We start from the raw sequence: 12,003 nt of genomic DNA, 5'->3' as shown, positions 1-12,003 counted from the left end.
CGCCAGCGACATCCGAAAAAACAGCAACAAACGGTGGATGACGCTAACGCTCATCCACCTTACAATGCTTTGATGCGCCATCTAAACCACTTCCCCGATATGAAAGGCATGCTTCGACGGCTAATATTCGCCGTCTGGATTGGCGTTGCCTCTGCATTGGTAGTCTGGCTGTTTCGCCAGTCAATGTATTTCCTTGAAGGCCTTTTCCTTGGCGATCATAGCGGAAGCCTGGTTGCCGCAGCCGCCGCATTACCGCCGTGGCGTAGATTACTCACACCGGCTATTGGTGGTTTACTTGCGGGGACACTCCTTTGGGGCTGGCAACGCGCCACGCGCCAGCGCCCTTCTGCACCCACAGACTATATGGAAGCCATAGAGACCGGCGACGGGCGTCTTGATGTATCCGCAAGTCTGGTCAAATCAGCCGCGTCACTGATTGTGGTAGCAAGCGGCAGTGCCATTGGCCGTGAAGGGGCTATGGTGCTACTGGCCACCGTTTTTGCTTCGGTATTTGCCCAGCGTTTCTCAAATAAAGATGAATGGAAATTGTGGGTCGCCTGCGGTGCCGCCGCTGGGATGGCAAGTGCCTACCACGCACCGCTGGCAGGTAGTTTGTTTATCGCAGAGATTCTGTTTGGCACGTTGATGCTTGCCTCACTAGGCCCAGTCGTGATTGCCGCCGTCAGCGCCTTGTTGATGACTCATTTACTCAATGACGAACAAGCGTTGTTGTATACCGTGCGAACGTTAAGCGCTCCTCAGCCTATACAGTATTTGCTGATGGCCACGTTTGGCCTGCTTGCCGGTCTTGCCGGGCCGCTGTTTCTTTGGCTGATGTCACACAGCAGTAAACTGTTCCAGCGCTTGCATTTAATGCCTCCGTTACAGCTTGCGTTAGGAGGTTTGCTGGTTGGGCTGCTTTCACTTATTACGCCATTGGTTTGGGGAAATGGTTATAGCGTAGTGCAATCGTTCCTCTCGCAGCCCCCGGCACTACTGTTTGTCGCAGGCATTTTGGTCTACAAACTGGCGGCAGTACTGGCAAGCAGCGGTTCTGGTGCACCAGGAGGTGTCTTTACGCCAACGCTATTTGTAGGAGCGGCACTGGGAATGGTGGTGGGTCAATGGTTTGGAATCTGGGCGTGGAGTGGCGATAGTATTGCTATTTTGCTGGCATTAACCGGAATGGCAACGCTTTTAGCGGCGACCACGCATGCACCGATTATGTCCACATTGATGGTTTGTGAAATGACCGGGGAGTTTACATTACTCCCCGGTTTACTGCTGGCGTGCGTAATTGCTTCTGCGCTGTCGCGCTGGTTACGCCCGCAAACGGTCTACAGTCAGAGCGCTGCTAAGACGGGATAAATCGATATAGTTTGCCAGTTCACGCTGCTCTGCTCGTGGCAAATATGGCAGTTCGCCCACCAGCGGCGCAGGCAATTTCTTGCTTAATACGTCGATGATTTCTGCGTAGTGCGCAAGGCCGGGATTGATACGGTTTGCTACCCAACCAATCAGCGGCAAGCCATCATTGGCAATCGCCTGAGCGGTCAGCAAGGCATGATTGATGCACCCTTCCTGAATCCCAACCACCATTAACACCGGTAACTGTTCCTGAACCACCCACTCCGATAATGGACGTAAGTCGTTCATCAAGCTGCGCCAACCGCCAGTGCCTTCGACAACGACATGATCCACCTGCCCGGCCAAACGCTGTAGCCCATCAGACAGCAGCGAATAGTTAATCTGGCAGTTATGGCTCACGCTGCTTTCTTCTTCGCTAAGAGCGATAGGATTGATGGCTTCATAAGGTAAATTGACAGTGGAAACGCTTTGTAGAACTAACGCGTCTTTGTTGCGTAGGCCCTCTGGCGTCTCTTTACTGCCTTTGGCTACCGGCTTATAGCCGACGACACTTTTGCCACTGGCTGCAAGAGCCTGCAACAAGGCGCGAGAAACCACAGTCTTCCCGACTGCAGTATCGGTACCCGTTATAAAGAAACGCGTAAGCATGACTAACTCCCAATGCAATGCTTTAAATACCCATCAAACTTCAGGTCGCAGGTGCGTTTATCGCCCGCCTGCAACTCGAAATATTTTGGGTATGAGTGATTAAAAATTGAATAGTTCAGGAGTGAAAGTCTAAAAGAATAGTTATTCGACCAGATTGAGATAGCGCAATTTTTAGTGGATCAGGCAATGACATTAGCCTTGCAGCAAGCGAATCAATAACGAACCGTTATACATTGCATCTTTTACCAACGCCGCTCCCGCCATAGTTCCGCGATGATTGTACTGGGTACTTTCCACAATCATATGCTCGCTATACGCCGGTAATGCCTGCTGGCGAATGCAATTGGTGATTGCCGGATGCAGAATATCTGCGGCTCGGTTAAACGGGGAACCAATCAGGATTTTTTGCGGATGGAACAGATTCACCATTATCGCAAGAATACGGCCGACATTGGTGCCAATACCAAGAATGATATCTTTCGCTAATAGATCGCCACTTAATGCAGCGTCACACAGAGATTCGACCGTCAGAGGTTGTTCATGCAGCATGGAACCCATCGACTGGCTCATGCGAAGCTGTGCCAACTCAAGTACGCTGTCAATACTGGCAATCGTTTCTAGGCAACCGTGATTACCGCAATAACAACGTTTGCCGTAAGGATCAACTTGCGTATGGCCAATTTCAACCAGGCTACTGCTGCCCGCATGGAGCAGGCGTCCATCGGTAATCACGCCAGCACCGACGTTATTATCAATAACAACCTGAATCACATCACGAGCACCTTTTGAGGCACCAAACAGCCCTTCAGCCATCGTCCAGGCACTAATGTCGTGCTGAATGTAAACCGGCACACCGGTGTAGTTTTCCAGAATCTCACCGAGCGGCATATCGCAGACTTCATAAAACGGCATCCGATGCACTATGCCACGCTTGGTGTCGATAATTCCGGGCATGGTGATAGCTATCGCCGTCAGGCGTTCAAGCTTTTGCTGATGGCGGATAAAGAACTGGTCAATCTGCGCGATGATGCGTTCAATAAGAGGTTGTGAGTCATTAACAGCAAGGCCAACCGTATCTTCAACTATCAGCTTGCTGCTTAAATCATGCAGGCCAAGGGAGATTTCCCCACGGCTAATACGCACAGACAAGTAGTGCCATGCTTCAGTTTCCAGCATCAAGCCCACAGCTGGACGCCCGCGGCTGCCGGGGTCTTGAATTTCGGTTTCCTGCACCAGATGAGCTTCAATCATTTCACGAACAATTTTCGTGATGCTGGCGGGCGCAAGTTGCGCCAGGCGAGAAAGATCGATGCGCGACACCGGCCCATGGGTATCAATCAAGCGATAAACTACGCCCGCATTGGTTTGCTTGATCTGATCAATATGGCCCGGTTGACTATCAGCAACCACTTGCGACTCCCTTTATTTTCGCGCTTCGAAATAAACTTTGGGCTATGGTGAAACACTTCAAGTGAAGGAGTCAAATATTTAGGTAGGGTTGTGATTTACCGCACATAATCTGCTGTATTAACCGCCTTTTAACGTCGTTATTGACTCAGTGAGCAGCGCGCAGATGCGAAGTGCCGCCGCAGAAAGTTCACGATGTTTTGGCCACACCAGCCACATTTCAGATTGCGCTTCCGGTTCATCAATTGGCAGCCACACCACTTCCGATAGACGGACACGCTTAAATGACGCCGGAAGTATAGAAACCCCTAACCCGGCAGACACCAGCCCTATGATGGTCATGGCCTCGCCCACTTCCTGGGTGATGTAGGGTGAAATACCATGGCGTTGCAGTAGGCCGAGAATATCCTCATACAGCCCCGTCCCAACAAGTGGGTCAAAGAAGACAAAAGGTTCATGTGCCAGCTGTTGCAGAGAAACTTTTGAACATTGAGCCAGCGGGTGGTCACGATGCACCATTGCCAGTAGTGGCTCACGTAGAACCAGACTCCAGGCGAGCGTATCCGGAAGCCGAGTGTTGCGCATTAAACCGAGTTCGAGTTCGCCGTCGTTTAACGGGGCAATTTGCTCGCGTGTGTTAATTTCCCGCATCTGGAGATGAACGTCCGGGTAGCTGCGGCGAAAAGTCGAAAGGCTATCGGATACCGTTTTAATAAACGGAGCAGATGAGGTGAAACCAATACGCAACTCGCCGGTTTCGCCTTGATGAAGTCTCGCTGCGCGCCCTGCTGCTATATCAACCTGGTTTAAAATCTGCCTGGCATCTTGCAGAAATTGGCTGCCTGCGGCGGTCAGGTTTACGCTGCGATTGGTTCTCGCCAGTAGACGAGAGCCAATTTGCTGTTCAAGGATTTGAATTTGCTGGCTCAGAGGTGGCTGAGAGATACGTAAACGCGCGGCAGCTCGCCCAAAATGCAGCTCTTCTGCCACTGCAATAAAGTAGCGCAGGTGACGCAATTCAATATTCATACTTTAAAAATATCAATTGAGATTATTAATATATTAGACAGAACATTTACAGTTTTCTACTCTGAAAACAAGATTTCATTTTTGTATTTTTAAGGATCCATTTTGAGCCGTACAACCCTCGTCAACACAGCCCCGGCAGCAGATGTTGACGAAAGACGTTCTCCCCAGCCTGTCACATACATTAAGCGTGGTTCACCTCAGTTTATGCGAGTTACACTCGCGCTCTTTTCCGCAGGACTTGCCACCTTCGCGCTGCTTTATTGTGTACAACCGATACTGCCGGTTCTGTCCCATGAATTTGGGGTTTCACCAGCCAGTAGCAGTATTTCGTTATCTGTTTCTACCGCCATGCTGGCGATTGGGCTGCTCTTTACTGGCCCGCTGTCTGATGCCATTGGTCGTAAGCCCGTGATGGTTACCGCGCTGCTACTCGCGTCATGCTGCACGCTGCTTTCAACCATGATGACAAGTTGGCACGGCATATTAGTAATGCGCGCCTTGATTGGCCTGTCTCTTAGTGGAGTAGCTGCGGTCGGCATGACATATCTGAGTGAAGAAATTCACCCAAGCGTGGTGGCCTTTTCGATGGGGCTATATATCAGCGGAAACTCCATTGGCGGTATGAGTGGACGTCTGTTAAGCGGCGTGATTACCGACTTCTTTAACTGGCGTATCGCTGTCGCAGCCATTGGTTGCTTCGCGCTGGCATCAGCACTTATGTTCTGGAAAATATTACCGGCATCAAAACATTTTCGCCCTTCTTCGCTGCGGCCAAAAACCCTCTTTATTAACTTCCGTCTGCACTGGCGCGATCAGGGTCTGCCGCTCTTATTTGCTCAAGGTTTTTTACTGATGGGCGCGTTCGTCACGCTGTTTAATTATATTGGATATCGTTTGATGCAAGGCCCCTGGTTTTTAAGTCAGGCGGTGGTGGGGTTGCTGTCCGTGGCCTATTTAACCGGCACCTGGAGTTCGCCAAAAGCCGGGGCAATGACAGCCAAATTTGGCCGTGGCCCGGTAATGATATTTTCCACTGCGGTGATGTTATTAGGTCTGGTGCTTACCGTCTTCTCCCCCCTCATCACTATCTTTGCAGGAATGCTGCTCTTTTCTGCAGGATTCTTCGCCGCACACTCAGTCGCCAGCGGCTGGATTGGCCCGCGAGCTAAACGTGCTAAAGGGCAAGCCTCGTCACTCTATTTGTTCAGCTATTATCTCGGTTCAAGTCTTGCCGGGACGCTCGGCGGTGTTTTCTGGCACCAGTTTGGCTGGTCGGGAGTCGCGAGTTTTATTGGCTCACTTTTGGTCATCTCATTACTGGTAGGGACGCGTTTGCATCATCGCGCACAATAACCCCGTTACGGCCTCGTTTTCGGGATGGCTTTTTGCTATTTTCGCAGCGTAAACCATCTCTTATGAGGCCCTATGGAAAAGCAAAACTACAATCATCTCACCCGCACCTTCCAGCGTCTTTCACGTTTTGATCATCTTTCAGCCATCGCTGGCTGGGATATGTTTACCAATATGCCACCGAACGGCAGCACAGCACGCGGCGAAGCCCTGGCTGAACTGAGTGTTTTGCAGCACCAAATTCTGACCGATAAAAAAATCGCCACGCTATTGCAGGCTGCGGTTCAGGAAAATTTGAATGATGTTGAACGTGCAAACCTGCGCGAAATGACACGTCAGTATCAAGAAGCCATTCTATTACCAGCATCACTGGTAGAAGAAAAATCTCTGGTTGGAACGCGCTGTGAACATGGCTGGCGAACGCAACGCCCAGCCAACGATTGGCAGGGTTTTTCCACCAATTTAAAAGAAGTGGTTCGTGTTAGCCGTGAAGAGGCGAAACTGCGCGCCGAAGCAAAGGGGAAATCCCCGTACGACGCGTTGTTAGACATTTATGAACCCGGGATGAGCAGCGCTAAACTCGACGTTCTGTTTGGTGACTTGCGTACCTGGCTGCCAGATCTGTTGCAGAAAGTTGTCGATAAACAAGCAAAAGAGTCGGTGATAACACCTGTTGGCCCCTTCGCTACGCAAGACCAGCGCGAGCTTGGCCTGGAAACCATGAAGCTATTGGGCTTTGATTTTAACGGCGGCCGGCTTGATGTTAGCGCACATCCATTTTGTGGTGGTGTCCCGGAAGATGTACGCATTACCACGCGTTACGATGAAGGCGATCTGGTCAGCGCACTGTTTGGCGTTATCCACGAAACAGGTCATGCGCGTTACGAGCAAAACCTGCCACGTGAATGGCTTGGCCAGCCTGTTGCTCTGGCGCGTTCCACGGCGATTCATGAGTCACAAAGTCTCTTCTTTGAGATGCAACTGGGCCGAAGCAAAGAGTTCCTTAAACTGTTGCTACCGATGGTTACGGCACGCTTTGGCAAACAGCCTGCATTTGAAAGCACAAACTTTACTGCCGTGAACCAGCGTGTTGAACGTGGTTTTATCCGCGTTGATGCGGATGAAGTCAGCTATCCTGCCCACGTTGTTTTACGCTATGAAATTGAGCGTGCGCTGATTGATGGCGAAATTGAAGTGGAAGACATCCCGGCACTGTGGGATGAAAAAATGCAGCAATGGTTGGGGCTTTCTACCAAAGATAACTTCCGCAATGGCTGTATGCAGGATATTCACTGGACTGACGGTGCTTTCGGTTACTTCCCCTCATACACACTGGGTGCAATGTATGCAGCTCAACTGTTCAATGCAGCCAAACGCGCATTGCCACAGCTTGATAGCGATATTGCTGAAGGGAACTTCAGCGCATTGTTCGACTGGTTACGTCAGAATATCTGGCAACACGGTAGCCGATTCACAACGTCTGAATTGATTACCAATGCAACGGGGGAAGACCTTAACCCGTTGTATTTCCGTAAGCATTTAGAAGCGCGTTATTTATAACACCTTGTCGGTGCGGCAAAGGCTTAACTGCTGCACCGACAAAACCAGTGAATTAATGGAATGGAACAATATGAGTGCTTAACGGTTGCTTTTCCGTTGATGAGCTGAAAAAGCCGCAGCACACATCCTGTTTAGTGCAACCCGAGCAGTCAGGCGAAAAAATGTTCTTGAAATCGCTGATACTCTGCGCGCAGTGGTGGTGCACATCGCTGTTCACGACACATAACGGCAAATTGAAAATCCTGGTTTCGATCCCATAAAGGTTCAAAAGTTTGGTGGCCCGGGATAGCGTGTCTTTGTAATCCCATGGATCCATATGCAGCTCTTCGCGGTTCATTTTTGCAAAACCCATCGTCTCCATCCCCATCAAAGCAACATGCTTCACGAAAAACAGATTTCGGCTGATAAACTCCGCCAGTTCCGGCAAATACGGGATGGTTTGCTGATGAAGAACCACTCTTAATTCCACAGCGATACCATATTTGTAGCAATTTAACAGACCCGCCAGGGTTTGATCAAAAGCGCCCTCGCCCTGGACTATATAGTCATGAATATCAGAAACATGTGCAAACAGAGGAATTCCGGCCAGCATCTTCCCTTTCGCCGCCGCTGCGATTTCAGCAACATACTTTTCGTAGCAGAAAGCCCGTCCGTTGGTTAACAGGTGCACCAGTGTGTCTGGCATTTTGGTTGAAATATTTTCAACAATATTAACCAACTCCTGCTTCAGCATCGTAGGTTCACCGCCAGTAATGCACAACGTATCGGGAATATGCTCTTTCTCGATCAGATTGAGAATTTGATTAACCCGCCTCTCACTTGATTCATCAGGTTGAAGATTCAGTGGTTTAGGCGGTTGCGGACACATAATGCAAAAATTATTACAGGCTTCGGTCACCAAAAAAGCATTGTTACCGGAAGCGACGCGATAATGACGATGGATCCTGCCTTTTACGCTGACCGAAACGACATCCCCGGCGGTGAAAACGGTTGTCTCACTTACCACGATTAATGGGCAATTGAGTGACTTTTCCAACCAGTCAAGTTGCGGGTGGGTGATGGAGCAGATTACGGCCTGAAATAGAGTGTGAGTGACATCAGTCGCTGCCGTTTCTGAATCTAAAAAAAGCAGATCTTTTGCAGAACCCGCTCCGGCGTCGACAATCACTTTGCCCAATAGTGGCTGGTTCAGACGATGCGTGTCAACCGCCTGACAAAACAGAAACAGCGTGTCTTTAGCTAATGACAGAGTGTTCATCTTATGCCCCACTGCAACAATATTTCTTTGGTCTCGGGATCGGCGTCGAGCAGTTTTTTAACCACTATCTGAATAATACTTTTGTTTTTCACACAGAATTCATCTTTGCCAGGATGGCCATAAATGGAACCGGTGACCTGATAGCGACGTACCGGATCGGCACCACAATATGGCGCGAACGCGCAATCACTACAGACAGGCAAGCTATCGTTGACTCCCGCAGCGGCAAGTTTTTGCATCACTGGCCCAAAAAATAGCTCTTCACGTGTGTTTTCCAGGATGCTTCCCATACGGAAATATTTGTCTCCCGTTTCGGCCATCATGCGGCTTTCATCGCTTGGGTAGATGCTGCCATCGTAGTTATACAGCGTGACGCCAAAGCCTGAGCCACACGGCGATTGCAAGTCCACAAAGCCCGTCGCCCACGGGGTGAGGAGTTTTTTCAGTATCAGGCAGGCATAAGATTCACGAAAAGCGATGCCCTGCTTATTCAGTTCAATGATGTAGTCGAGGCATTGTTCATAAAAGCGCAGGAAGGTCGCTGAGTCATAGCCAATTTTGTGAAAGTATTTTTGCGCAAAACCGTAAGGGTTGAGTTCACGGATAAAAATGCTGCGAAAGCCCTGGCGCACGTATTCGTCAATGATCTCTTTGGGTTGTTCAATACTCTGCCGGGTGGTAGTCATCAGCGCACTAACCTGGCTGAAAGCCCCTTTCACTTTGATTTTTTTGAGGTTTTCAACCAGCGGAGCATAAGCCCCCGAGCGTCCAAACTTACGATTATGGTTATGTAATTCTTCAGGGCCGTCTAACGAGGTGCTAATCGAGAAGTTGTTGTCTATCAAGAAATCCAGGTCTTGGTCGCTCAATTCACATAAGTTTGTACAGACGACATACTGAATATCTTTATCGGTATTTGATTCATTAACTCTTTGTACCGCTTGTTTAATTAACGGCATCGTTAGGGTTGACTCTCCCCCCTGAAATTCAAGTGTTAATTTGGATGAAGGCATGGATAAAAACAGTTCAATGCTCTTATCCAGAACCTCTTCACTCATATCAAAATGATTATGATCTGACTGACAGGATTTACGTGATGCCTGGCAATAGACACAAGAATTATTACAGCGAACCGTTAACACAAAGATATGCAATTGTGAAAAATTCTCGAGAAACGATTTTTTAGTTTTGTATTTTGAAGCCAGAAGATCGATTTGCGTATTTGTCTTATCTGTAGAGATAAAATGCCTGGATTTTAGCTGAAAATAGATTTCTTCATCCGTTATTTTTTCTTTTGCTAATAATGAGTTAAGCGTTACCGAATTAAGGCTTAACCATTCACCGTAGTCAGTAGAAAGAAAATAACGGTCGCTATCAATTTTAGTGAAGCGGAAAGGTAAAAGAGAATAATTCTCAGTACTGAAGGCTTCTTTCGATCTAAATTTAACACTCATGGTTAAGTTTTTCCTGAATACTCAAATCGAGGATATTATTCAAAAAAGAGTTTATAATTTCCGCATAATCAGAACGAAACTCATCCCGAACATTTAACTGCAAATCCAGTTCCCCATTGAATACACAATGGCCCTCCAGATAATCTGAAAATTGCTCCAGCATATTTTCAATCGCCGGCAGGCTATAAATATTTGATGCTAATTGTATGTTCATATCACCCTGCCGAAACCATAATGCTGAGTGCATCTTGCGCATACTCTCGGGAAGCCAGTTGAGCCGCAGGTGAAAAGGCTTTACGCACAATCTCTTCATGCACAACTTGCGTTTCTGCTAACAAGATTTGCCGCAATTGATTGTCATTTAACTCTTCCAGAAAATGCTGAATCGGGAGTGATTCCATTTGTGTATTTTTGGCTATTTCTGCTTTGGAATAGAAATAGATTTGATATTGTTCAGCGGATAAACTTGTTACATGAATATAATAACGGTCAGTGAATACATAGCATGTTTTCATAATCGCACGATCGCTATATATCGCCTTATCCAGAACTAACGCAACATACTGGCCTAATTCATTTTTATCTTTATAAACTGGAATCATACATCCACCTTTGTTTCTTAAAATAGCCAGCTTTGCGCTGGCTATGTATTTTAGCAAGTCGAACCCGGCGTACAAGAATAGTGGCTTGAGTGACTGGAGTGACTTGAATGGCTGTAATGGGCTGCGAACGCTTCACCCTCTAATGCCGGTTTGTTAAGAATAACCGCCGATGTATTACCCGAGGTATTGGTATTCTGAGTAACAGTGGTTTGAATTGCAGGAGTGATTACGCTTGCATCAGTAGATGCATTCGCCTGAATGCTCGCACCGGATAACATGGTCGCAATAATCCCTGCAATAACAGGCTTAGTTTTATTTTTATATTCCAGTTCTTCCAAAGCTACTTTGGAAACTTTAGGTAGTTGTTTCATTCGTTTTCCTCACGAAAAAGCGGCAATAGATTTATTGCCGCTTAAAAGGATAATTTAAAAAGCCGTTTCATTCTGGCTGTTTATTATTAACCGTTTTGATATAAATCAGATTTTGAACATCGATTTCATTGGTAATGCAACTAAAAAGAGTGTCTCTTTTGTCTGTTTTCAGACTTTTAGCCCCCCCCGGCTTCGTACAATCCGTTACACACCGATACTAATCACTCACTGAACGCATTGATTCACAAGTCTATAGTTCATCTCAACGGCCCCGCAGGGCTTCAAACAAACATAAATTCAAACATGAATTGAGGATGTCGAGATGAATAAAGTATTAGCTCTGGTTGTTGCCGCTGCAATGGGTCTGTCTTCTGCTGCTTTCGCTGCTGAAACTACTGCGACCCCAGCTCCTGCTACCACTTCTGCTGCAGCTAAAGCTCCTGCTGCAAAAACCACTCATCATAAAAAACACAAAAAAGCCGCTACCGAGCAGAAAGCACAAGCCGCTAAAAAACACAAGAAAGAAGTGAAGAAAACTGAAGCAGCAAAACCTGCCCAGACCGAACAGAAAGCTCAGGCTGCTAAAAAACACAAAAAAGCAGTAACTAAAACTGAAGCGGCAACACCAGCTGCACAGAAAGCCCAGGCTGCTAAAAAGCATCACAAAAAACCTGCCGCTAAAACTGAAGCAGCAAAACCTGCAACTCAGCCAGCTGCATAAGGTTATCGGGGCAAACCCGAGAGCATAGCCACACTAAAAACACCCGGTTCGCCGGGTGTTTACTTCCGGAGTCTGGATGATGTTGCGACGCTACAGCTTTGAAATCATCCTCACGCTGCTTATTCTTTGCGGCATTATTACGCTAAGCTTCTGGCTGTAATGACTTTTTACTCCCACTTTTTGTGCGACCCGTCTATAGTTAGTCCATTCGCTGGGTTTATATAACAATCAAAAT

At 47.8% G+C, this 12,003-nt stretch carries 13 protein-coding genes; 5 read left to right on the top strand and 8 right to left on the bottom strand.

Going from position 1 to position 12,003, the window contains the following annotated elements; translation table 11 throughout:
- The first annotated feature begins 72 nt into the window (after window positions 1–72).
- Window positions 73–1,368, top strand: a complete 1,296-nt coding sequence (gene clcB / locus M979_RS05450) for a voltage-gated ClC-type chloride channel ClcB (protein WP_064554144.1) — start codon at window positions 73–75, stop codon at window positions 1,366–1,368.
- Here the strand turns inward: clcB and bioD are convergent.
- The 3 genes from bioD to M979_RS05435 all read right to left on the bottom strand — a co-directional run bounded on the left by bioD (window position 1,321) and on the right by M979_RS05435 (window position 4,452).
- Window positions 1,321–2,016 carry a dethiobiotin synthase gene (gene bioD / locus M979_RS05445; protein WP_064554031.1) on the bottom strand — a complete coding sequence of 232 codons (696 nt, stop codon included), beginning with the start codon at window positions 2,014–2,016 and terminating at the stop codon, window positions 1,321–1,323. The genes clcB and bioD overlap by 48 nt on opposite strands.
- 192 nt (window positions 2,017–2,208) lie before the next feature.
- Window positions 2,209–3,426, bottom strand: coding sequence for a sugar metabolism global transcriptional regulator Mlc (gene mlc / locus M979_RS05440; RefSeq protein ID WP_034455806.1), 1,218 nt, complete (start codon window positions 3,424–3,426; stop codon window positions 2,209–2,211).
- A 117-nt stretch (window positions 3,427–3,543) separates the two neighbouring features.
- Window positions 3,544–4,452 carry a LysR family transcriptional regulator gene (locus tag M979_RS05435; protein ID WP_064554030.1) on the bottom strand — a complete coding sequence of 303 codons (909 nt, stop codon included), beginning with the start codon at window positions 4,450–4,452 and terminating at the stop codon, window positions 3,544–3,546.
- A 102-nt stretch (window positions 4,453–4,554) separates the two neighbouring features.
- Here M979_RS05435 and M979_RS05430 point away from each other — a divergent pair, with 102 nt between their 5' ends.
- The gene (locus M979_RS05430; RefSeq protein WP_064554029.1) at window positions 4,555–5,805 is read left to right on the top strand and encodes an MFS transporter; all 1,251 of its coding nucleotides are present in this window, start codon (window positions 4,555–4,557) and stop codon (window positions 5,803–5,805) included.
- A gap of 72 nt (window positions 5,806–5,877) precedes the next feature.
- Complete coding sequence (locus tag M979_RS05425) at window positions 5,878–7,362, top strand: carboxypeptidase M32 (protein ID WP_064554028.1); 1,485 nt, start codon at window positions 5,878–5,880, stop codon at window positions 7,360–7,362.
- Between the two features lie 52 nt (window positions 7,363–7,414).
- On the opposite strand, the gene hxsC is transcribed toward M979_RS05425, so the two are convergent.
- The 5 genes from hxsC to M979_RS05400 form a co-directional block, all read right to left on the bottom strand.
- A complete protein-coding gene (gene hxsC, locus M979_RS05420) occupies window positions 7,415–8,530 on the bottom strand; it encodes a His-Xaa-Ser system radical SAM maturase HxsC (RefSeq protein WP_245164660.1) in 1,116 nt (371 codons plus the stop codon).
- An 86-nt stretch (window positions 8,531–8,616) separates the two neighbouring features.
- A complete protein-coding gene (gene hxsB / locus M979_RS05415) occupies window positions 8,617–10,074 on the bottom strand; it encodes a His-Xaa-Ser system radical SAM maturase HxsB (protein ID WP_064554026.1) in 1,458 nt (485 codons plus the stop codon).
- Complete coding sequence (locus M979_RS05410; RefSeq protein ID WP_064554025.1) at window positions 10,064–10,288, bottom strand: hypothetical protein; 225 nt, start codon at window positions 10,286–10,288, stop codon at window positions 10,064–10,066. The genes hxsB and M979_RS05410 overlap by 11 nt, the downstream gene beginning before the upstream one ends.
- A gap of 1 nt (window position 10,289) precedes the next feature.
- Window positions 10,290–10,676, bottom strand: coding sequence for a His-Xaa-Ser system protein HxsD (gene hxsD, locus M979_RS05405; RefSeq protein ID WP_064554024.1), 387 nt, complete (start codon window positions 10,674–10,676; stop codon window positions 10,290–10,292).
- Window positions 10,677–10,726: 50 nt separating this feature from the next.
- Window positions 10,727–11,047, bottom strand: coding sequence for a hypothetical protein (locus tag M979_RS05400; protein WP_064554023.1), 321 nt, complete (start codon window positions 11,045–11,047; stop codon window positions 10,727–10,729).
- Between the two features lie 322 nt (window positions 11,048–11,369).
- Between M979_RS05400 and asr the strand changes: the two genes are divergently transcribed.
- The gene (gene asr, locus M979_RS05395) at window positions 11,370–11,768 is read left to right on the top strand and encodes an acid resistance repetitive basic protein Asr (protein WP_064554022.1); all 399 of its coding nucleotides are present in this window, start codon (window positions 11,370–11,372) and stop codon (window positions 11,766–11,768) included.
- Window positions 11,769–11,823: 55 nt separating this feature from the next.
- On the top strand, window positions 11,824–11,928 hold the full coding sequence (ydgU, locus tag M979_RS24125) for a small membrane protein YdgU (RefSeq protein ID WP_456061802.1): 105 nt from the start codon (window positions 11,824–11,826) through the stop codon (window positions 11,926–11,928).
- Window positions 11,929–12,003: the final 75 nt, after the last annotated feature.

The organism is Buttiauxella noackiae ATCC 51607 (genome assembly GCF_001654865.1).
Lineage (GTDB): Bacteria > Pseudomonadota > Gammaproteobacteria > Enterobacterales > Enterobacteriaceae > Buttiauxella > Buttiauxella noackiae.
The sequence above is the reverse complement of the archived record's forward strand: the minus strand, read 5'-3'. Positions and strand labels throughout refer to the sequence as shown.